At 68.5% G+C, this 20,466-nt stretch carries 24 protein-coding genes and 1 riboswitch; of the genes, 12 read left to right on the top strand and 12 right to left on the bottom strand.

Annotation, left to right across the window (positions count from 1 at the left end; translation table 11 throughout):
* Window positions 1–25: 25 nt before the first annotated feature.
* From moaC to AC5Y3P_RS01015, 3 genes are read left to right on the top strand one after another with little or no spacing between them, the layout of a single operon-like run.
* The gene (gene moaC / locus AC5Y3P_RS01005) at window positions 26–451 is read left to right on the top strand and encodes a cyclic pyranopterin monophosphate synthase MoaC (protein WP_500044019.1); all 426 of its coding nucleotides are present in this window, start codon (window positions 26–28) and stop codon (window positions 449–451) included.
* A complete protein-coding gene (locus AC5Y3P_RS01010; protein ID WP_500044020.1) occupies window positions 439–927 on the top strand; it encodes a MogA/MoaB family molybdenum cofactor biosynthesis protein in 489 nt (162 codons plus the stop codon). Before moaC ends, AC5Y3P_RS01010 begins: the two co-directional genes overlap by 13 nt.
* Window positions 924–1,349 (top strand): molybdenum cofactor biosynthesis protein MoaE, encoded by a 426-nt coding sequence (locus AC5Y3P_RS01015; protein ID WP_500044021.1) that lies wholly within the window; start codon window positions 924–926, stop codon window positions 1,347–1,349. Before AC5Y3P_RS01010 ends, AC5Y3P_RS01015 begins: the two co-directional genes overlap by 4 nt.
* 77 nt (window positions 1,350–1,426) lie before the next feature.
* Here the strand turns inward: AC5Y3P_RS01015 and AC5Y3P_RS01020 are convergent, their stop codons facing one another.
* The 4 genes from AC5Y3P_RS01020 to AC5Y3P_RS01035 form a co-directional block, all read right to left on the bottom strand.
* Entirely contained in the window at window positions 1,427–2,254 is an 828-nt protein-coding gene (locus AC5Y3P_RS01020) for a transglycosylase family protein (protein WP_500044022.1), read from the bottom strand.
* A 30-nt stretch (window positions 2,255–2,284) separates the two neighbouring features.
* Window positions 2,285–2,421: riboswitch (cyclic di-AMP (ydaO/yuaA leader) on the bottom strand.
* A gap of 267 nt (window positions 2,422–2,688) precedes the next feature.
* Window positions 2,689–2,958, bottom strand: a complete 270-nt coding sequence (locus tag AC5Y3P_RS01025; protein WP_500044023.1) for a MoaD/ThiS family protein — start codon at window positions 2,956–2,958, stop codon at window positions 2,689–2,691.
* Window position 2,959: 1 nt separating this feature from the next.
* On the bottom strand, window positions 2,960–4,009 hold the full coding sequence (moaA, locus tag AC5Y3P_RS01030; protein ID WP_500044024.1) for a GTP 3',8-cyclase MoaA: 1,050 nt from the start codon (window positions 4,007–4,009) through the stop codon (window positions 2,960–2,962).
* Window positions 4,006–4,422 carry a YccF domain-containing protein gene (locus AC5Y3P_RS01035; protein WP_500044025.1) on the bottom strand — a complete coding sequence of 139 codons (417 nt, stop codon included), beginning with the start codon at window positions 4,420–4,422 and terminating at the stop codon, window positions 4,006–4,008. The genes moaA and AC5Y3P_RS01035 overlap by 4 nt, the downstream gene beginning before the upstream one ends.
* A gap of 162 nt (window positions 4,423–4,584) precedes the next feature.
* On the opposite strand from AC5Y3P_RS01035, the gene AC5Y3P_RS01040 reads away from it, so the two are divergent.
* Together AC5Y3P_RS01040 and AC5Y3P_RS01045 are read left to right on the top strand one after the other, a co-directional pair.
* Window positions 4,585–4,998: a cold-shock protein gene (locus AC5Y3P_RS01040; RefSeq protein WP_500044262.1), complete on the top strand. Its 414-nt coding sequence runs from the start codon at window positions 4,585–4,587 to the stop codon at window positions 4,996–4,998.
* A 120-nt stretch (window positions 4,999–5,118) separates the two neighbouring features.
* Window positions 5,119–6,147 carry a glutathione S-transferase family protein gene (locus tag AC5Y3P_RS01045; RefSeq protein ID WP_500044026.1) on the top strand — a complete coding sequence of 343 codons (1,029 nt, stop codon included), beginning with the start codon at window positions 5,119–5,121 and terminating at the stop codon, window positions 6,145–6,147.
* A 5-nt stretch (window positions 6,148–6,152) separates the two neighbouring features.
* Here the strand turns inward: AC5Y3P_RS01045 and AC5Y3P_RS01050 are convergent, their stop codons facing one another.
* Together AC5Y3P_RS01050 and AC5Y3P_RS01055 are read right to left on the bottom strand one after the other, a co-directional pair.
* Entirely contained in the window at window positions 6,153–6,662 is a 510-nt protein-coding gene (locus AC5Y3P_RS01050; protein ID WP_500044027.1) for a DUF2771 domain-containing protein, read from the bottom strand.
* Entirely contained in the window at window positions 6,659–8,230 is a 1,572-nt protein-coding gene (locus tag AC5Y3P_RS01055) for an MFS transporter (RefSeq protein ID WP_500044028.1), read from the bottom strand. The genes AC5Y3P_RS01050 and AC5Y3P_RS01055 overlap by 4 nt, the downstream gene beginning before the upstream one ends.
* Window positions 8,231–8,436: 206 nt before the next feature.
* Here AC5Y3P_RS01055 and AC5Y3P_RS01060 point away from each other — a divergent pair, with 206 nt between their 5' ends.
* Window positions 8,437–9,333 carry a DUF3027 domain-containing protein gene (locus tag AC5Y3P_RS01060; protein ID WP_500044029.1) on the top strand — a complete coding sequence of 299 codons (897 nt, stop codon included), beginning with the start codon at window positions 8,437–8,439 and terminating at the stop codon, window positions 9,331–9,333.
* A gap of 3 nt (window positions 9,334–9,336) precedes the next feature.
* Here AC5Y3P_RS01060 and AC5Y3P_RS01065 read toward each other — a convergent pair whose 3' ends face one another.
* Together AC5Y3P_RS01065 and AC5Y3P_RS01070 are read right to left on the bottom strand one after the other, a co-directional pair.
* The gene (locus AC5Y3P_RS01065) at window positions 9,337–9,801 is read right to left on the bottom strand and encodes an SRPBCC family protein (RefSeq protein WP_500044030.1); all 465 of its coding nucleotides are present in this window, start codon (window positions 9,799–9,801) and stop codon (window positions 9,337–9,339) included.
* A gap of 18 nt (window positions 9,802–9,819) precedes the next feature.
* On the bottom strand, window positions 9,820–10,098 hold the full coding sequence (locus AC5Y3P_RS01070) for a DUF2530 domain-containing protein (protein WP_500044031.1): 279 nt from the start codon (window positions 10,096–10,098) through the stop codon (window positions 9,820–9,822).
* A 70-nt stretch (window positions 10,099–10,168) separates the two neighbouring features.
* Here AC5Y3P_RS01070 and AC5Y3P_RS01075 point away from each other — a divergent pair, with 70 nt between their 5' ends.
* Both AC5Y3P_RS01075 and AC5Y3P_RS01080 read left to right on the top strand, forming a co-directional pair.
* Entirely contained in the window at window positions 10,169–11,011 is an 843-nt protein-coding gene (locus AC5Y3P_RS01075; protein WP_500044032.1) for a TrmH family RNA methyltransferase, read from the top strand.
* A gap of 9 nt (window positions 11,012–11,020) precedes the next feature.
* Window positions 11,021–11,299: a DUF2537 domain-containing protein gene (locus AC5Y3P_RS01080; RefSeq protein WP_500044033.1), complete on the top strand. Its 279-nt coding sequence runs from the start codon at window positions 11,021–11,023 to the stop codon at window positions 11,297–11,299.
* A gap of 9 nt (window positions 11,300–11,308) precedes the next feature.
* Here AC5Y3P_RS01080 and sepH read toward each other — a convergent pair whose 3' ends face one another.
* Window positions 11,309–12,145: a septation protein SepH gene (gene sepH, locus AC5Y3P_RS01085; RefSeq protein WP_500044034.1), complete on the bottom strand. Its 837-nt coding sequence runs from the start codon at window positions 12,143–12,145 to the stop codon at window positions 11,309–11,311.
* A gap of 100 nt (window positions 12,146–12,245) precedes the next feature.
* The gene (serC, locus tag AC5Y3P_RS01090; protein ID WP_500044035.1) at window positions 12,246–13,364 is read right to left on the bottom strand and encodes a phosphoserine transaminase; all 1,119 of its coding nucleotides are present in this window, start codon (window positions 13,362–13,364) and stop codon (window positions 12,246–12,248) included.
* Between the two features lie 199 nt (window positions 13,365–13,563).
* Between serC and AC5Y3P_RS01095 the strand changes: the two genes are divergently transcribed.
* Window positions 13,564–14,631, top strand: a complete 1,068-nt coding sequence (locus tag AC5Y3P_RS01095) for an AurF N-oxygenase family protein (protein WP_500044036.1) — start codon at window positions 13,564–13,566, stop codon at window positions 14,629–14,631.
* A gap of 15 nt (window positions 14,632–14,646) precedes the next feature.
* On the top strand, window positions 14,647–16,305 hold the full coding sequence (locus tag AC5Y3P_RS01100; RefSeq protein WP_500044037.1) for a 4Fe-4S binding protein: 1,659 nt from the start codon (window positions 14,647–14,649) through the stop codon (window positions 16,303–16,305).
* A gap of 691 nt (window positions 16,306–16,996) precedes the next feature.
* On the opposite strand, the gene AC5Y3P_RS01105 is transcribed toward AC5Y3P_RS01100, so the two are convergent.
* Together AC5Y3P_RS01105 and AC5Y3P_RS01110 are read right to left on the bottom strand one after the other, a co-directional pair.
* Window positions 16,997–17,449 (bottom strand): VOC family protein, encoded by a 453-nt coding sequence (locus tag AC5Y3P_RS01105; RefSeq protein WP_500044038.1) that lies wholly within the window; start codon window positions 17,447–17,449, stop codon window positions 16,997–16,999.
* A gap of 210 nt (window positions 17,450–17,659) precedes the next feature.
* Window positions 17,660–18,775 carry a citrate synthase 2 gene (locus AC5Y3P_RS01110; protein ID WP_500044039.1) on the bottom strand — a complete coding sequence of 372 codons (1,116 nt, stop codon included), beginning with the start codon at window positions 18,773–18,775 and terminating at the stop codon, window positions 17,660–17,662.
* Between the two features lie 107 nt (window positions 18,776–18,882).
* Between AC5Y3P_RS01110 and pdxH the strand changes: the two genes are divergently transcribed.
* The gene (gene pdxH, locus AC5Y3P_RS01115) at window positions 18,883–19,533 is read left to right on the top strand and encodes a pyridoxamine 5'-phosphate oxidase (protein ID WP_500044263.1); all 651 of its coding nucleotides are present in this window, start codon (window positions 18,883–18,885) and stop codon (window positions 19,531–19,533) included.
* A 186-nt stretch (window positions 19,534–19,719) separates the two neighbouring features.
* Window positions 19,720–20,382 carry a TetR family transcriptional regulator gene (locus AC5Y3P_RS01120; RefSeq protein ID WP_500044040.1) on the top strand — a complete coding sequence of 221 codons (663 nt, stop codon included), beginning with the start codon at window positions 19,720–19,722 and terminating at the stop codon, window positions 20,380–20,382.
* The last annotated feature ends 84 nt before the right edge of the window (window positions 20,383–20,466 follow it).

Here is a 20,466-nt window from a genome sequence, read left to right on the forward strand (position 1 = left end):
CCTGGATGAGCGGGGGGCAGCCCACATGGTCGACGTCTCCGACAAGGACGCGACCAAGCGCACCGCGGTGGCCGCGGGTGCGCTGCACACCACCGCCGAGGTGGTGTCGCTGATCTCGGCCGGCGGGCTGCCCAAGGGCGACGCGCTGGCCACCGCGCGGGTTGCCGGCATCCTGGCCGCCAAGCGCACCAGCGACCTGATCCCGCTGTGCCACCACCTTGCGCTCACCGGAGTCGACATCGACTTCGAGATCGGCGAAACCAGCGTGCTGGTGACCGCCACGGTGCGCACCACCGACCGCACCGGCGTCGAGATGGAGGCGTTGACCGCGGTCAGCGTCGCCGGGTTGACGCTGTACGACATGATCAAGGCGGTCGACCCGGCGGCCCGGCTCGACGACATCCGGGTGCTGAGCAAGGTCGGTGGTCGTACGGGAGAATGGCACAGGTGACCCGTACCGGACGAATCATCATCGCCTCCACCCGCGCCGCAGCCGGCGTCTACGACGATCGCAGCGGTCCGATGATCGCCGATTGGTTTGTCGAACAAGGATTCTCAAAACCCGAAGTGGTGGTCGTGCCGGATGGCGATCCGGTCGGCCGGGCCTTGCGGATCGCCGTGTCCGACGGGGTCGACGTGGTGATCACCTCCGGCGGCACCGGCATTTCGCCCACTGACGAAACCCCCGCGCAGACCAAGCCGCTGCTGGATTACGAGTTGCCCGGGCTGGCCGAGGCGATCCGCCGATCGGGATTGCCGAGGGTGCCCACCGCGATCCTGTCGCGCGGGCTGGCCGGGGTGGCCGGCCACACCCTGGTGGTCAACCTGCCGGGCTCGCCGGGCGGCGTGCGCGACGGCCTCGACGTGCTCACCGACGTCGTGCACCATGCGCTGGATCAACTCGCGGGCAAGGACCACAACCGGTGACCCTGGTGCTGCGTGCCGCGCTGTCCGCCGATCCGATCTCGTTGACCGAGCACGAGCAGCTGGTCGGTCACGCGGCCGCCGGAGCCGTGGTCGGTTTCGCCGGGGTGGTCCGTGATCACGACGGGGGCCGTTCGGTGCTGCGGCTGGACTACTCCGCGCACCCTCTGGCCGAACAACGGTTGGCGGAGGTGCTGGCCGAGGTCGCCGCAGCCGCCACCGGGGTACGTGCGATCGCGGCCAGTCACCGGATCGGCACCCTGCAGATCGGGGACGCGGCCCTGGTCGCCGCGGTCGCTGCCGACCACCGCCGGGCCGCCTTCACCACCTGTGCGGATCTGGTGGACGCCGTGAAGGCTCAGTTACCGGTGTGGAAGCACCAGTTCTTCGCCGACGGCACCGAGGAGTGGGTCAACTCGGCCTGAGCGGTGACGCCGAAAGGCCGTGACGCAGAAAGGCCGTGACGTCCACGACGTCACGGCCTTTCCGCGAATTCAGCGGATCAGGACGACAGGATGACGTTGCCGCCGTTGATGCCCTGGTCGCGAACCGCCTGCTGCAGGTTGGCGACGTAGGACTGCACATGCTCCTCGGGGCTGACCGCCGGCTCGACCTCTGCCTCGGGGGCGGCAGCGTCGACCACGGGTGCCTCGGGAGCCGGGGCACCGTCGACCGGGGCCTCAGGGGCGGGAGCGGCATCGATCGGTGCCTCAGGGGCCGGGGGAGCCTCCGGGGCGGCAGCATCGGCCACGGGTGCCTCGGGGGCAGGAGCGGCGTCCACGGGCGCCTCAGGTGCGGGCGGGGCCTCGGGGGCCGGGGCACCGTCGACCGGGGCCTCAGGTGCAGGCGGGGCCTCGGGGGCCGGAGCCTCCGGGGCCGGAGCGTCGAACGAGGCCGGCTGGACGTTGAGGTCAGCGCCGTCGATCGGCGCGTCCACCGGCTCGGGCTCGGCGAGGTTGCGCGGAGTCGCAGCCGACAGGCCACGGCCGCACACCGGCCAGGCGCCCTTGCCCTGGGTGGCCAACACCCGCTCGGCAATGGCGATCTGCTGTTCCTTGGTGGCCAGATGAGCGGCCGGGGCGTACTGGCCGCCACCGTGGCCGGACCAGGTGCTCGGCGCGAACTGCAGCCCACCCTGGTAGCCGTTGCCGGTGTTGATGGCCCAGTTGCCGCCCGACTCGCAGCGCGCGACGGTGTCCCACTCGCTGTCGGGAGCCGCGCTGGCGGTGGCGGCGAAGGCGAGGCCGGTGCCTCCGATCGCGGCGCCGGTGATGGCGACCTTCGCGACGTTCTTGGCCGATGACGTGGGCTTGCGATGCCGTCCACTCATAGGTCGGTTGTGTCCTCTCTGCGCGCGCCCGCGAGGTCAGCTGTCGGGTTCGGGCTGGAGAGGTTGCCCGGCCGTGCCCGTGGGCACGGCTTCACCCCAAGGAGCCGCGAACGGCTCCAGGTCCTGATTCACGACGGACCGGTGGGTCCCCCGCCTCCATCCGTGAGGGGTTGTGGGTCCCCGCCCAGCCGGATGGAGCTCGGCGCGCTGAGGGGGAGGGCCGGCCGCTCGGAAGTACTCGGCTGGCTTGAGGCACGACGGTAACGAGATTCCGGGGCGTCGTCATCTCCGACGGCCCCGGGCGTTTCACCGAACAGCAAATTCTAATGAAACTCTAAAAGGCCATGAAACACGGCCGTTCCTGCAGTTCGTCCGCCGTAGCAACCGGGATGTGGCCATCCCGTTATCGGTTCGTTATGTGATGCAAATCACGATCAGCCGCCGGCAAATGGGGGAAGGACGTCGACGGTATGGCCGGCTTGCAGCACGGTGGCCGGATCGCGGACGGCCACCCCGTCGAGCAGATAGGAACACCGCTCCAACACCGGCCCGAGGGCGCTGTGCCGGGTACCCAACGCGTCGACCAGATCGGCGATCGTGGTGCCGCCGGGCAGCGGGAGATCCTCGGCTTCGCGCTCGGCGGCCGCGCTGGCGGCCGCGAAGTAACGCACCGTGACGACGACGCTCGTGGGCACCTCGGTCATGTCAGCCGCCTATCGCGCTCATCGGTCGGTCCGGCTGCACGAAGCTCGGATCGTTGATGCCGTGCCCGGCGGCCTTCTGCCACATCGCTGCGCGCCACGCGGCCTCGATGGCGGCGTCGTCGGAGCCGTCGCGCAGCAGTGTGCGCAAGTCGGTTTCCGACGTCGCGAACAGACAGTTCCGGACCTGACCGTCGGCGGTGAGCCGGGTCCGGTCACAGGCCGCGCAGAACGCCTCCGACACCGAGGCGATCACGCCCACCGTGCCCGGGCCACCGTCGACCCGCCACAGCGCGGCCGGCGCCGAGCCTCGGGGCTTGTCGTCGGGAGTCAGGTCGAAGTGCTCACGAAGGGTGGCCAGCACCTCGGCGGCGGTCAGCACCTCGGCGCGCTGCCAGTGATGACCGGCGTCCAGCGGCATCTGCTCGATCACCCGCAGTTGATAGCCGTGCTCGAGGCAGTAACGCAGCAGCGCCACCACGTCCCTGCGGCCGGTGACCGGGTCGAGCACCGCGTTCACCTTGACCGGGCCCAGGCCGGCGCGCTGCGCGGCGGCCAGGCCGGCCAGTACGTCGGGGAGCCGCTTGCGGCGGGTGATCGCGGCGAAGTGGGCGGCATCGACGGTGTCCAGGGAGACATTCACCCGGTTCAGGCCGGCGCGGGCCAGCGCTTCCGCTCGCGCGGCCAGGCCGACGCCGTTGGTGGTCAGCGCGATCTCCGGGCGCGGCGTCAGTGCGGCGGTGGCCGCGACGATGCCCTCGAGGTCGCGGACCAGCAGCGGCTCACCTCCGGTGAACCGCACGCTGGTGATGCCCAACCGGGTCACCGCGATGCGCAGCAGCCGGGTCAACTCGTCGGCGCTCAGCAGCTCGCTGCGGGCCAACCAGTCCAAACCTTCGGCGGGCATGCAATAGGTACAGCGCAGATTGCACCGATCGGTCAGCGAAACCCGCAGGTCGGTCGCGATCCGGCCGAAGGTGTCCAGCAGCGGACCGTCACTTGGCGCCGCGCCGATACGTGCGGCGCTCGGCAAGCCCAGCGCGGTGACCGTCATACCGACAGCCCCAACCGGTCTTCCCGGGCCTGCTGGACCGGGACGATGTCCTTGCCCAGCGGAACCAGCGACACCGGGATGAGCTTGAGTTCGGCCAGCGCCAGCGGGATGCCGATCACGGTGACGGCCATCGCGACGGCGCTGAGCAGGTGCCCCAGCGCCAGCCACCACCCGAACAGCACTATCCAGATCACGTTGCCGATCGTGCTGGCGGCCCCGCGGTCGGGTTTGTCGACGATGGTGCGGCCGAACGGCCACAGTGCGAACAGCGCGATGCGCAGCGAGGCGAAACCGAACGGGATGGTGACCACGAGGAAGAACAGCAGGAAGCAGATCACGGCGGCCAGTAGGTAACCCAGCGCGTGCCAGAGGCCGCCGAAGATCAACCAAATGATGTTCAGGATCAGGCGCATCTTCCCTCCAGCGGTGCGTCCAGACTACCGAGCAATCGGGGATGCTGGCGCGGTGGCCGTCCGAGTAGGATCAACGCGGTGCGCCCTGCGTAGGCGGGGCGCATAGTCATGCATCGGATGCGGTCGCGCGAATCGGCCCCGTAGGACAAGCAGGTGAGACCAGTGCCGACCGGCCGGGTGAAGTGGTATGACGCCGAAAAGGGCTTCGGCTTCCTGTCCCAGGAAGAGGGCGAGGACGTCTACGTCCGCGCGTCTGCGCTCCCCGCCGGTGTGGAGACGCTCAAGGCCGGCCAACGCGTCGAGTTCGGGGTGGCCGCCGGCCGCCGCGGCCCGCAGGCGTTGAGCCTCAAGCTGATCGACCCGCCGCCCAGCTTGTCGCGCACCCGCCGGGAGGCCGCCGGCCCGCCCGAGCACAAGCACACCCCCGATGAATTACACGGCATGGTCGAGGACATGATCACGCTGCTCGAGGGCACCGTCCAGCCCGAGTTGCGCAAGGGCCGCTACCCGGATCGCAAGGTGGCCCGTCGGGTCTCCGAGGTGGTCAAGGCCGTCGCGCGCGAGTTGGACGCGTGAAACTGCCACGTCGCGTTTCGGACCGTTCAACGACGCGGCCCTGGCCCAGATCCTGACGCCTCTGCTGTCCTAGCCGGCTCGAGGGTTTCGCGGCTGCCGCGTTCGGGGCACAGTGGAGTCATGGCTGACACTGCGTCACCCGCCGGGTCCTACGTTGCGCCCGGTGGGGACTTCGACCGCGACACCAACTACATCTCCACCCGGATCACCGCGGACGGTCGCGACGGCTACCCCGTCGAGCCCGGCCGCTACCGGCTGATCGTCGCGCGCGCCTGCCCGTGGGCCAACCGCGCGATCATCGTGCGGCGTCTGCTAGGCCTCGAGGACGTGTTGTCGATCGGCTTTTGTGGGCCCACCCACGACCAGCGCAGCTGGACCTTCGACCTGGACCCCGACGGCCTCGACCCGGTACTCGGGATCCCGCGCCTGCAGGACGCCTACTTCAAGCGAATCCCGGACTACCCCAAGGGAATTACCGTTCCGGCCGTGGTCGATGTGCCCACCGGGGCGGTGGTCACCAACGACTTCGCGCAGATGACCTTGGACTTCAGCACCGAGTGGACTGCCCATCACCGGCCCGGCGCGCCGCAGCTGTACCCGGAACCGCTGCGTGCCGAGATCGACGAGGTGGCACAGCGCATCTACACCGAGGTCAACAACGGGGTGTATCGGTGCGGCTTCGCGGGCTCCCAGGACGCCTACGACGCCGCCTACGATCGGCTGTTCAGCGCGCTGGACTGGCTCAGTGACCGGTTGGCCACCCAGCGCTATCTGGTCGGCGACACCATCACCGAGGCCGATGTGCGCCTGTTCACCACCTTGGTGCGGTTCGATCCGGTCTATCACGGCCATTTCAAGTGCAACCGGTCCAAGTTGTCCGAGTTACCGGTGCTGTGGGCCTACGCCCGCGACCTGTTCCAAACGCCCGGCTTCGGTGACACCGTCGACTTCGTCCAGATCAAACAGCACTACTACGTCGTGCACACCGACGTGAACCCGACCCGGATCGTGCCGAAGGGGCCGGATCTGGTCAACTGGCTCACGCCGCACGGTCGGGAAGCGCTGGGCGGCAGACCTTTCGGCGACGGCACCGCGCCCGGGCCGACCCGCGAAGGCGAGCGGGTGCCGACGTCGCACGGGGCCGGCTGAGCTCCTTACCCGGTCGGGGTGCGGTCCGGCCACACCAGACCGATCGACCACTCGGCGTGCGAGACCGCCTCTTCGACGCCGTCGACCAACACGATCGTCGGTAACCGCACGGCCACCACACTGAGCCTGCCGCGATGCGGATCCTGGGTGGGGATGGTCACCGCGCGGCGTTCGCCGGGCTTGAAGATGGTGGTGGTGTCGTTGCGCGGATCCTCATAGCCCAGATAGAGCTGCCAGACCGCCTCGCTGATGGCCGAGGGCACCGAAAGTTGAACCGGGTCACGGTGGTTGACCACCAACTCGCCCTGGGTCCGCGGCTCGTAGCAGTCGAACGGGTTGCGGACGTCGCAGTACTTGTACGGCCCGACCCGGCTCAGCTGGCCGTGGGTGTACGCACTGATTTCGGGGTAGCGATGATGGTCTCCTGAGCGGGCCCACGCCCAAGCGCCGACACCTGCTCCTGCCGAGGCCAGCACCACGACCAGTGCCGTCACCACGGCCCATATCCGCTTCACTCGGGCATCGCCATCCTCGTCGACAGGTACGAATCATTGTGGCGCAAGCCCTCCTGCTCGACGACGACCGGGCGGTTACCGCCCAGCCCCGGAATCAGCGAGGAGCCCTCGAAACTCAGGATGGTCTGCGCCAGGCCGGGGATCAGCAGTGTGCTGATGGCCGTGAAACCGACCCACAGGTCGGTGTAGACCAGCACTCCGATCGCCCCGCCGAGCACCCAGGCCAACTGCAGCACCGACTCGGAGCGGCCGAATGCCGAGGCCCGGGACTCTTCGGGCAGATCGTCTTGTAGTGAGGCATCCAGCGACGCCTTACCGATCGCGCTGGCCCCGGAGGTCACCAACGCGGCCACGGCTGCCATCAGCAGGTTGCCGGTCACCGCGGTCGCCAACGCCACCGCCGTCACCGCGATGCAGCAGCGCACCACCAGCACCGCCGGGCGACCGAGTTCGAGTCGGGCCGCGGTGAAGTTCCCGGCGAAGTTACCCACGCCCGCGGCGACACCGATCAAACCGAGCACGGCCAACTGCTGCCAGCCGCTGGCGTCGTGCGACTTCGCCACGAACGCCGGGTAGAGGAACAGGAAGCCGACCATCATCTTGATGGTGCAGTTGCCCCACAGCGAGGTGATGATGTTGCGACCCAACGGCTGCCGGGCCGGTTGCGCACCGGTGCGGCGCAGATCGGGGTCGTGGTCGTGGTAGCTCAACGTGGCAGGCACCTCGCCGGCGGTGACCTCGACCCAGCTCGGGATGCGCATCGACAACCAGATGCCACCCAGGCTTGCCACCACGATCACCAGCAGTGCGCCGGGCAGGTTGAACAGGGTGATGCTGACGTATTCGACGCCCGCGGCGATGCCACCGCCGACGATCGTGCCGCCCAACAGGCCGAACATCGTGAGCCGGGAGTTGACCCGGACCAAGTCGATAGAAGGCGGCATCACGCGCGGCGTGACCGCACTGCGCAGCACCGAGAACGATTTCGAGAGCACCATCATCCCGAGCGCGCAGGGGTAGAGCACCCAGGACGGGAAGCTGTTGGTGTCGGTGTCGTAGTTGAGCAGCAGAACCAGCGCCAGCACGGTACGCAATCCGAAGGAAAGGGCCAGCGCGACCCGACGCCCGTGCTGCAGCCGATCGAGCGCGGGCCCGATCAGCGGCGCGATCACGGCGAACGGGGCGATGGTGATCAGCAGGTACAGCGCCACCCGACTCTTGCTCTCGGCGGTGGCCGCAGCGAAGAACAGCGTGTTGGCCAGCGCCACCGCCATCGCCGCGTCGACCGCGAAATTGGCCACCACCGGCCAGGTCAATGCCGTCAGCCCGGATTTGTCGGCGCCGTCGGCGGTGGCCGCCCGGTGCACCAGCCCGTACATCCGTGAGCCCATCTCGCGGCTGCGCATGGCGGCCGCGCGGGTCACGGTGATGCGATCGCCGTCGGCCGAACCGTTGGTCTGCTCGGGCGGTGGTCCGCTGGGTGCGTCGCGCTGGTCCAACGGCGGCAGATAACGGTTGGCGCGGCCCCCGGCGTCGCGGCCACCGGGGTGCAACGGGTAGTTCGACATGCCGGGATGTTCACCGTTGCCGACGCCCCGGCCGGAAGGCCGCCGGGGCGGCGCCGAGCGACGCCGCGGCCCGGGCACCCGGCCCGCGCCGGGGGGCTCACGCCGAGTTCCTGACACGACCTCGATTCTTCCCTATCCGGGCGACAGTGCGTGTCCCCGGCAACCGGTGTGGCTGCGCGCCGGCGACTGAGGCAGTATTGACGTTGATGGACAGCGTGACCGAATACCCAGATCAGCAGGCGGAGTCGTCCGTGACAGCTGTCACCGACGCATTGCAGTCGTTGCTCAGTGGAGCGGTCGAGTTGGCGCGGACCGCGGTGGAAGAGCTCAGCGGCGAGTCCGTCGGCGAGTACCTGGGGGTCGGCTACGAGGATCCGACCTCGGCCACCCACCGGTTCATGGCCGACCTGCCGGGCTACGGCGGCTGGCAGTGGGCGGTCGTGGTGGCCGCCTATCCGGGCGCTGATCACGCCACGGTCAGTGAAGTGGTCCTGGTTCCCGGTCCCACCGCGTTGCTCGCACCCGAGTGGGTGCCGTGGGATCAACGGGTGCGGCCCGGCGACCTGGGCCCGGGCGATCTGCTGGCGCCGACGACCGACGATCCCCGGCTGGTCCCGGGCTACTCGCTCAGCGGTGACCCGGCGGTCGACGAGGTGGCCGCCGAGGTCGGCTTGGGTCGTCGTCAGGTGCTCGGTACGTGGGGTCGGATCGACGCCGCGCAACGCTGGCACGACGGCGACTTCGGTCCGGATTCGGCGATGGCCCGGTCCACCAAGCGGGTGTGCCGTGACTGCGGTTTCCTGCTTCCGCTGGCGGGGTCGCTGGGCACCATGTTCGGCGTCTGCGCCAACGAGATGTCCGCCGACGGGCACGTGGTCGACTTCAGCTATGGCTGCGGTGCGCATTCGGACACCCCGGCGCCGGCCGGGCAGGGTTCGCCGCTCTATGACCCCTTCGACGACGGCGTGCTCGAAGTCGAAGACATCCCGGCACCGGCCCCTGCCCCTCCGCCGGCCGCGGCGGAGTCGGAGGACCAGGCGCAGAGCTCAGCAGTGGACGAACCTGCGGAACCCGACCCCGAGTCGGCCGAGCAGCCCGACTGACTCCTACTTGGCTTCGGCCTCGGCGGCGGCCTTGATCCGGCGCAGCGACTCGCGGATGCCGTCGAGCATCTCCTGATCGAAGCTCGGCACCCCACCCATGAACCTGTTGACCAGCGTGGTGGAAATCTTCGTCACGCCGTTCTCGGCGTGCCGGGACTCGGTGAGCCGGGTGCCACCGGTCGCCGTGGGTTCGAGCTCGTAACTCCACACCGAATGGTTGGCGTCGATCCGGAATGCCAGTTTGCGCTCGGGCACCACTTCGGTCACGGTGCTGGTGGTCGGCCAGACCAGGCGGCCGCGCCGGTTCAGGTTCAGGGTCCGCACACCGGGGCGCACCGACCCGAGCGGTCGCATCACCCGACACTGCGGACTCCACCGCGGCATCTGGCGCAGATCGCTGACCAGCCGCCACACCGTGGGCAGCGGCGCATCGATTTCGACGTCAGCTTGGAGCAGGGGTGCGGCCATGAAACTCTCCGATCCGAATCAGGGGGTGTCGTCGTGCTGAACAGAAAGTCCGGTTTGGGCTCCGCGCGCGCCGCGGCGGGCGGCACTGCGTTGCCACAAGAAGATCGAGGTGCCAACCACTCCGGTGCCCAACCCGGCCAGGCACACCGGCCGCCAACTCTCCAGCGCCGAGACCGTGAACGCCAGCACCGTGGCCACCAGCCACAGCAGCGCGCCGGCCGCGATCACGCGGGTGGGATCCAGCAGGCCGGCCGGCAACGGCGGCGGCTCGGGGGCGGCGGGCGGATCGGTGGGCATCGGATCCAACGTAGCCGATTGCCGTAAGGTTGCGGTCGTGTGGTCGACGCCGGTGAACCTGTGAAAGCACGTGACCAGCAACGCCATTGACGTCGACGATCCAGCCGACCCACGGCTGGACGACTTTCGCGACCTCAACAGTGTGGACCGGCGCCCGGACCTGCCCAGCGGCAAGGGTCTGGTGATCGCCGAAGGTGTCCTGGTGGTGCAGCGCATGCTGGCTTCCCGGTTCGCCCCGCACGCCCTGCTCGGTACCGCGCGCCGCCACGACGAGCTGGCCGACGACCTGGCCGGCGTGGACGTGCCCTACTACCGGGCCAGCGCCGAAGTGATGGCCCAAGTGGTCGGCTTCCACCTCAACCGCGGGGTGCTCGCGGCGGCGCGCCGTGTCCCCGAGTTGGGGCTGCCGGAGTTGCTGGACGGGGCCCGCACCATCGCGGTGCTCGAAGGCGTCAACGACCACGAGAACCTGGGTTCGATCTTCCGCAATGCCGCCGGGCTCGGTGTCGACGCCGTGCTGTTCGGCGCCGGCTGTGCCGACCCGCTGTATCGTCGCGCCGTGCGGGTCTCGATGGGACACGCCCTGTTGGTGCCGTTCGGCCGCGCAGCGAACTGGCCGTATGACTTGAAGTTACTGCAGGACAACGGTTTTCGGTTGCTTGCCATGACGCCCGGGGTTGATTCCAAACCATTGGCCGAGGCGATGCCGGCGCTGGCCGACGATCGGGTGGCGATCATGGTGGGCGCCGAGGGGCCGGGCCTCACGCAGACCGCGCTGCGCACCGCCGACCTTCGGGTGCGCATCCCGATGAGCCGGGGCACCGATTCGCTCAACGTGGCGACCGCGGCCGCGCTGGCGTTCTATGAACGCAGCCGCACGGGTCTGACCGGAACCGCCGTCGATCCGGTCTAAGGTCGAGCCGTGACCGAGCGCAGCACACCGTGGGGCACCGGCCTGACCGTGGCCGCCTTCACTGCGACCGTCATCGCCGCCATCATCGTGGTGCTCAGTGTCGGGTTGCTGCGGGTGCACCCGCTGGTCGCCATCGGTCTCAACGTCGTAGCGGTCGGCGGCCTGGCCCCGACGGTATGGAGCTGGCGCCAGCGCCCGGTGTGGCGGTGGTTCGTGCTCGGCTCCGGCATCGGCGTACTGATCGCGTGGATCGGTTTGGCCGCGATGATCAGTACGGGTACCGGTTAGTCGAAACGCTCAGCGCTCACCGCTGGAACGCACGCCCAGCAGCACGTCCTCCCAGGCCGGTACCGCAGGCTTGGCCCGACGGGTACGGCTGCGCCGGGGCTGCTCGGCCGCTGCGGCGGGTGCGGCCTCGGGCTGCTCGGGTTCCGGCGCGCGCACCGGAGGTGCCGGTTCAGGTGCACGCACCGCCGGTGCCGGCGTGGACACCTCGAAGTCGAGTTGGGCCACTGCGGCTACCGGGCGCAGCGGCCGGTCGAAGTTCGGATCCACCAGTTCGGTGGCGCTGTCATCGAGCGGGGTCACGGTGCCACCGTGCGCGCCCGGCACAAACCGGAAATGGGCCCGGTTGTCCGAGCGGCCGGCCTGCCATTCCAGCCGCACGGTCCAGCGCCCGTCCTCGTTGCGCCAGGCATCCCAGCGGGTGGCTTCGGGATCCAGACCGCGGGCCACCAGCGCCGTCGTCACCGACTCCAGCAGGGTCAGCACCGCCGGTCCGTCGGCGAGCACCGGATGTGCGGCGGTGGCCAACTCGGCTGCGCGAGCGCGCTCGAGTAGCACCGGATGGGCGAACCGGTTGATCCGGGACGGGTCGACGCCGGTTGCCGCGGCCAACTGCTCCACCGATGCGCCGGCCCGGATCCGGGCTTGAATGTCCCTGGGTCGCAACACGCTCTTGACCTCGATGTCCATCTGCGTTTGCCCCGAGCGGGCCTGGTCGCCGCGCACCGCGGCACGCAGCTGATCGTCGATCCGGATCCGGAACTTCTCAGAACCGTCGTCGGCATCGCCGGCCTCCATGACGAGGTGCCGACCGTCGACGTCGAGTCCCACTACCTTCAGATCTCGCATGTCGACCTCCTTGGGGCCACCGCGCCGGGCCCGACTGCTGCGGACCTTACTGCAGCAGTCGGGCCATTCCGGGCAGACACGCGGGCTGATAACGACTTGATTACAGGCGTTCCACGATGTAGTCGATGCAGGCTGTCAGAGCGCTGACGTCGTCGGGGTCGACGGCCGGGAACATCGCCACCCGAAGCTGGTTGCGGCCCAGCTTGCGGTAGGGCTCGGTGTCGACGATGCCGTTGGCGCGCAGCGCCTTGGCGACCGCGGTGGCATCGACGCTGTCGAAGAAGTCGATCGTGCCGACCACCTGCGAGCGCAACTCCGGTTCGGCGACGAACGGGGTCGCGTACGGCGCGGCCTCGGCCCAGGAGTACAGCCGCGCCGCGGAGTCCGCGGTACGTGCGGTGGCCCACTGCAGGCCGCCGTTGCCGTTCAGCCAGTCCAACTGCTCGGCCATCAGCAGCAGCGTGCCGATCGCCGGGGTGTTGTAGGTCTGGTTCTTGAGGCTGTTGTCGATCGCGATCGGCAGCGACAAGAAGTCCGGAACCCAGCGCCCGGATGCCGCGATGGCCTCGACGCGGGCCAGAGCCGCCGGTGACATCACGGCCAGCCACAAGCCGCCGTCGCTGGCGAAGTTCTTCTGCGGTGCGAAGTAGTAGGCGTCCACCTCGGTGATGTCGACCGGCAACCCGCCGGCGCCCGAGGTCGCGTCGATCACCACGAGCTTGCCGTCGGAGCCTGCCGGCCGGGCGATCGGGACGGCGACGCCGGTGGAGGTCTCGTTGTGCGCCCACGCGATGACGTCGACGGACGGGTCCGACTGCGGTGCCGGGGCGCCGCCGGGGTCGGCCTTGACGATCACCGGATCACCGACGAACGGGTTGTTGGCGACGGCGGAGGCGAACTTGGCGCTGAACTCCCCGAAGGTCAGGTGCAGCGACCGCTCCTCGATCAGGCCGAACGCCGCGGCGTCCCAGAACGCGGTGGAACCGCCGTTTCCCAGGATCACCTCGTAGCCGTCGGGCACCGAGAACAGCTCGCGCACACCCTCGCGGACCCGTCCCACCAGATTCTTCACCGGGGCCTGCCGATGCGAGGTGCCGAACAGTGCGGCACCCTGTTCTACCAGCGCGGTCAGTTGTTCGGGACGCACTTTGGAGGGGCCGCACCCGAAGCGACCGTCGGCGGGCTTGAGGTCTTCGGGGATCGTCAACTGATCGGCCATGCGTGCCAGCCTAATCAGCGGGCCTGCGCTGGTTTCCTCGGGCAGTGTCAGGGAGGCGCAGGTCACGTGCGGTGCCACAACGTGGGCTGGGCCCCAAGTTTGAACCGAGCCCAAAAAGGCTATTCCGATTTCCCGGTACCTGCGGTACCGTTGCTGGACACGAGGCGTTCGAATGTAAACCTCCAGGGAGGGTTGCACCATGGCTCGCACGAAGCTGATCCGCCGTTGGCGGCGCAATATGGAAGTTCGCGACGACCAGCCTTACGTCGACATGCTCACCACGCTGTCGGAAGGCTCGGTGCGGCGCAACTTCAATCCGTACACCGACATCGACTGGGATTCGCCAGAGTTCGCGGTCACCCCGAACGACCCGCGCTGGGTGCTGACCGACACCGACCCGCTCGGCCGGCACCCCTGGTACCAGGCCCAGCCGCTGGAGAAGCAGATCGCGATCGGGATGTGGCGGCAGGCCAACGTGGCCAAGGTGGGTCTGCACTTCGAGTCGATCCTCATCCGCGGCCTGATGAACTACGCGTTCTGGGTGCCCAATGGTTCCCCGGAGTACCGCTACTGCCTGCACGAATCGGTCGAAGAGTGCAACCACACCATGATGTTCCAGGAGATGGTGAACCGGATCGGCGCCGACGTTCCGGGCATGCCGCGGATGCTCAAGTGGCTTGCCGCGTTCATCCCGCTGGCCGCCGGTCCGCTGCCGATCGTGTTCTTCTTCGGTGTGCTCGCCGGCGAGGAACCGATCGACCACACCCAGAAGGCGATCCTGCGCGAGGGCCGGACCCTGCATCCGATCATGGAACGCGTGATGGCGATCCACGTCGCCGAGGAAGCCCGCCACATCTCGTTCGCGCACGAATACCTGCGCAAGCGGGTCCCGGTGATGCGGGCGCGCAAGCGGTTCTGGCTGTCGCTGCACGTGCCGATCCTGATGCGGGTGCTGGCCTCGGCGATCCTCAAGCCGCCGCGCAGCTTCTGGCGCGAGTTCGACATCCCCAAGTCGGTCAAGCGTGAGGTGTTCTTCCGCTCACCCGAGTCGCGTCGCATGCTCTCCGAGGTGTTCGCCGACGTGCGGATGCTGTGCCACGACACCGGTTTGATGAATCCGCTGGCCAAGCTGGTGTGGCGGATCTGCAAGATCCACGGGGCACCGTCGCGGTATCGCAGCGAACCGCAACGCGCACACCTGACCGAGGCTGCGCGTCCGGTCAAGGTGGAGTCGGCCGTGCCCGTGGTCGAGACCATCTCGGCGTAGGGAGTCGGCGCGCCGATGCCTCACGTGATCACCCAGTCGTGTTGCAGCGACGGGTCCTGTGTCTATGCCTGCCCGGTGAACTGCATCCACCCGTCGCCGGATGAGCCCGGATTCGCCACCACCGAAATGCTCTACATCGACCCGGACGCCTGTGTGGATTGCGGCGCCTGTGTGAGCGCCTGCCCGGTGGGTGCGATTGCGCCCGAATCCCGGTTGGCCCCTGAGCAATTGCCGTTCGTGGAGATCAACGCCGCGTTCTATCCGGAGCGTCCGGCCGGCTACAAGGTGCCACCCACCTCCAAGCTGGCTCCGGTGCTGCCGGCCCCGCGTATCGACCACGGCGGCGCCCCGTTGACGGTGGCGATCGTCGGCTCCGGGCCCGCTGCGATGTACGCGGCCGACGAACTGCTGACCCAACCCGGTGTGCGGGTCAACGTGTTCGAAAAACTCCCCACTGCCTACGGGTTGGTGCGCGCGGGGGTGGCTCCGGATCACCAGTCCACCAAGTGGGTGACCCGGTTGTTCGACCAGATCACCAACCGCAAGGGCTTCGCGTTCTACCTCAACGTCGAAGTGGGCCGGCACCTTTCGCATTCCGATCTGCTCGAACATCACCATGCCGTGCTGTACGCCGTGGGTGCGCCCAACGACCGGCGGCTCGACGTCGACGGGATGGGCGGGCCCGGCACGGCCACCGCCACCGAAGTGGTGGCCTGGTACAACGGGCACCCCGGCTACGTCGACCTGCCGATCGACCTCGACCACGAACGCGTGGTGATCATCGGTAACGGCAACGTCGCTCTGGATGTCGCGCGGATCCTGACCGCCGACCCAGATCAATTGGCCCGCACCGATATCGCCGACCACGCGCTGGCCGCGCTGCGCCGCTCCAGGGTGCGCGAAGTCGTCGTCGCCGCGCGCCGCGGCCCGGCCGATTCGGCGTTCACGCTGCCCGAGTTGATCGGTCTGACCAACACCGCGCAGGTGGTGCTCGATCCGGGCGATCGGGAACTGGTGCATGCCGACCTGGCCACCGCGACCGACACCCTGACCCGGCAAAAGCTCGAACTGCTGGCCAAGCTGCCCGATACCGCCGCCGGCGGCAAGCCGGTGATCCGATTCGCGTACCGGTTGACCCCGGCGCGGATCACCGGCAGTCCGGCTGACGGCATCGACTTCGTCCGCACCGGGACTGACCAAACCCACCGTCTGACAGCTGGATTGGTGTTGACCTCGATCGGTTACCACGGCAAGGCGATCACCGGTCTGCCGTTTGACGAGCACGCCGGCGTGGTGCCCAACGACGGTGGGCGAGTCGAGGGAATGGCTGGGACCTACGTGGCCGGCTGGATCAAGCGTGGACCGACCGGGTTCATCGGCACCAACAAGTCCTGTGCGCAGCAGACCGTGCAACAGCTGGTCGACGACTACAACGCCGGGCAGCTGACCGACCCGCGCTCCCGCGGCGCCGCGCTGGACAAGCTGGTGCGTGCTCGCCAGCCCGAACTGGTCGACGCTGCGGGCTGGCGCGCGATCGATGCCGCCGAAATCGCCCGCGGTGGCGGGTTGCGCCCGCGCGACAAATTCACCTCGATCGACGAGATGCTCGCCGTGGTCAAGTCGGCACCCAAACCCACCGTGCGGGAACGCATCCTGGCCACCTTGCGCGGTTGAGCCCGGTCGGTCGGTCCGGCGGCTTGCTGCCAGTTTCCGACCTTGAGTGAGGAATCACGTCGGTGCCCATGCCGAGTCAGGAATGACGCAGGTCCCCAGAACCTCGAGTGAGGAATCACGTCGCTTTTCTGCCTCGAGTGAGGAATCACGCAGCTTTTCTGCCTCGAGTGAGGAATCACGTCGCTGCTCCATGCCGAGTGAGGAGCTACGCACAGGGTTACTCGCACTTTGTGTACGCGGTTCCTCACTCGGCGATGGGCAGGTACCTGGTTCCTCACTGGGCGACATTTTTGTGCGTGGTTCCTCACTCGGTGGGTGTGCGGTGTCGAGTGAGGAATGGCGCATGCCGGGCGGCGTCGAGTGAGGAATGGCGTACGTCGTGCAGCGTCGAGTGAGGAATGGCGTACCCGCGTCGTGCCGAGTGAGGAGTGACGCACAGGGTTACTCGCACTTTGTGTGCGTAGTTCCTCACTCGGCGGTGGGCAGGTACCTGGTTCCTCACTGGGCGACATTTTTGTGCGTGGTTCCTCACTGGGCGGGTTGGCCGTGCCGAGCGAGGAATGACGTATGCCGGGCGGTGTCGAGTGAGGAGCTACGCACAGGCTCCTCACTCGCGACCAGCGTTGCCGCGGGATTCCCCACTCGCGACGTCTGATGCCACGCAGGCCTCAATCGTCGGCCCCGCGACAGCTCAGCTGGTTTGCGACATCTCCTCGATCATCGCGGCGTAGTCGACTTCGCGAACCGACTCGGCCAACGACCACTGATGTCCGAACGGATCGCGCAGCAGCCCGTACTTGTCGCCCCAGAACTGTTCTTCCGGCTCCGCGATCGCGGTGGCACCGGCCTCGACGGCCCGCCGGAACCGACCGTCGACGTCCGGTCCGTGCAGATGGATCGTCACCGATGAGCCACCCAGCGCGGTGGGCGTCGACGGCGCGCCGCCACAAGCCTCGGGGAAGTCGTCGTTGAGGAAGACCGGTGCGCCGTTGATCTGCACGCAGGCGTGCAGCAGCTTGCCGTCCGGGCCCGGGATGCGCGACATCTCGGTGGCACCGAACGCCCGCACGTAGAAGTCGATCGCGGCTGCGGCGTCGTCGACGACGAGGTGTGGGACCAGCATCGGAGTGTTGTCGATGGCCATGGTGTTCTCCTGGTTCCTGGTGTGGAGTGAACGGTCATGCAGATAGACCATCGACACCGGGAAAACTCATCGCGACGCCCCGCACGCATCGGTTCAGAATCCAGGTAGCGATCCGCCGCGAGATTCCCTACCTCAGCTCTAACTCAACGGGTTGGGTTAGCGCGCTAACTCAACGGGTTGGGCTAGAGCGCTAACTCAACGCGGTTGGGTTCAGCGTTTGATCGAGTCCCAACCTTCGACCGCGTCGGGGCGGCGCGGTGCCGGCCCCACGTAGACCGCGGCCGGCCGCACCAACTTGCCGAGCCGTTTCTGCTCGAGGATGTGCGCGCACCACCCGGCAGTCCGTCCGCAGGTGAACATCGCGGGCATCATGGCCGGCGGCACACCGGCGAAGTCCAGGATCACAGCGGCCCAGAACTCCACGTTGGTCTCGATGGCCCGGTCCGGGCGCCGTTCCCGCAGCACCGCGAGCGCGGCCTGTTCCAGGGCTGCGGCCACTTCGTAGCGCGGGGATTCCAGCCGCTTGGCGGTGGCCCGCAGCACACGGGCCCGTGGATCCTCGGCGCGGTACACCCGGTGGCCGAAGCCCATCAACTTCTCGCCGCGATCCAGGATGCCGGTCACCACCGCGCGTGCATCGCCGGTGCGTTCGACTTCCTCGATCATCGGCAGCACCCGCGCCGGGGCGCCGCCGTGCAACGGTCCACTCATCGCGCCGATCGCCCCGGAGAGCGCGGCCGCGACGTCGGCGCCGGTGGATGCAATCACCCGGGCGGTAAAGGTTGATGCGTTCATGCCGTGCTCGGCGGCCGACACCCAGTAGGCGTCGATGGCTTCGATGTGCCGCGGATCCGGTTCGCCCTGCCAGCGGGTCATGAACCGCGCGGTGATGGTGGGGCACTCGTCGATCAGGCGCTGCGGTACCGCAGGCTGATAGATACCGCGCGCGGACTGGGCCACGTAGGACAGTGCCATCACCGACGCGCGGGCCAGGTGCTCGCGTGCGGTCTGGTCGTCGATGTCCAGCAGCGGGGCATAACCCCAGATCGGGGCCAACATCGCCAACCCGGCCTGCACGTCGACGCGCACGTCGCCGGTGTGGATGGGCAGCGGGAACGGTTCGGCCGGAGGCAGGCCGTCTCCGAATCGGCCGTCCACCAGCAACGCCCAGACATCGCCGAACGTCACCCGCTCGGCCACCAGATCTTCGATGTCGACGCCGCGATAGCGCAGCGCACCACCGTCCTTGTCGGGTTCGGCGATCTCGGTTTCGAATGCCACCACGCCCTCGAGGCCGGGCGTGAAGTCCTTCGGCAACGCAGTCATGCGCTGATTGTCGCACCGCGGCCCGGCGGCCAACCTACCGACTGGTAACAGCGCCGCAGCGTAGCGTTATCCGGGTGGTGAGACCCGACGATGTGGCATTGGCCGCGATGCGTGCCGAGTACGGCGCGACCGAGCGTGACGGCAGTCCCGACCTCGATGTCGAGTGGTTGGGTGCTGACCCGGTCAACGGCTGGTTGGCGTTGCTGCACAAGTGGATTCAGGATGCGCACCAAGCCGGTGTGGCCGAGCCCAACGCCATGGTGTTGGCCACCGTGCACGACGGCCGACCGGTCACCCGCAGCGTGTTGTGCAAGAGCGTGACGGAAACCGGCATCACGTTCTTCACCAACTATGACTCGGCCAAGGGTGAGGACCTCGCGGTCACGCCGTACGCCTCGGTCACCTTCCCCTGGTACCAGCTGGGTCGGCAGGTGCACGTGCGTGGCGCAGTGACCAAGGTCAGCGCCGAGGAGACCGCCGAGTACTGGTCCAAACGGCCGCGCGGATCCCAGCTGGGGGCCTGGGCTTCACAGCAGTCACGTCCGATCCCGTCCCGGGCGGCGCTGCTCGAGCAACTGGCCGAGGTCACCGACCGGTTTGCCGGACTGGACGCCGTACCGGTGCCGCCGCACTGGGGTGGCTACCGGGTGGCGGCCGAGGTCGTCGAGTTCTGGCAGGGCCGAGAAGATCGGCTGCACAACCGAATCCGGGTGAGCGGGGCAGAGGGTGCGCGGCGCGTCGAGCGCCTGCAGCCGTGAGGCTGTTCGCTGACGCTGGCCACGTGCTACCTGATCGATGCCCTGACCTGCCTGGCGCCGATCGGACTGCGCGGACGGTTGCAGGGCGTGTTCCTGGTGCTGGCACCGACAGCATCAAATAGACGGGAAATGCCAATTGTCGGAACCGGACAAAGTTGGGTGCGGGTCACCGATTACGATGCTGCTGTGCCTGGAGGCCCGACGGAGAACGGGGTCGGTCTGCGTGAGCGCAAGAAGCGACAGACCCGCGCCACACTGATCGATGCCGCGGTACGGCTGTGCCTCGAGCAGGGCTACGCCAACACCACCGTCGAGCAGATCGCTGCGGTCGCCGACGTCTCACCGCGCACCTTCAGCCGCTACTTCGCCACCAAGGACGCGGTGATGATGACGCTGCTGGACGGTCTGGTGGAGGCGGTGGCGGTCGGCCTGGCCGGCATCCCGGCGGACGTACCGGCGCTAGAGGCGATGCGGCGCGCGCACGTCGACGTGCTGGCCCGGGTCCCCAGCGGCCGCGTCGACGGTGTCAGCAGCGAGAGCATCAGGCTCATGCTGCGGATCATCAACTCCACCCCGGAGTTGAAGATGGCGGCCAATGAATTCCGGCCGGTCTCGATGGCGAAGGCGTTGTCGGCCCGCCTCGACCTGGACCCCGGGGACCGCAAGCTGGAGCTGATCATCGCGGTGTGGACCGCGATCATGATCACTGCCTGCGGTGACCTGGGCGCCAACCCTGACGGCCCGGACATCGGCGCCGAAATCATGGTCGACCGGATCGAGCAGGCGTTCGACCAGTTCACGGCGTTGACCGCGGAATTGCCGCGGCGCAGCGCGGTGCTCGGCGGGTAGCGGCGGCCATGACCGCCAACCCCCGCGCGGCGCGCCGTGGCCTGAGCGACTACCTTTCCTAGGTACGAGCGGCGTACTGACCGC

This window comes from Mycobacterium sp. NGS45, assembly GCF_059812645.1.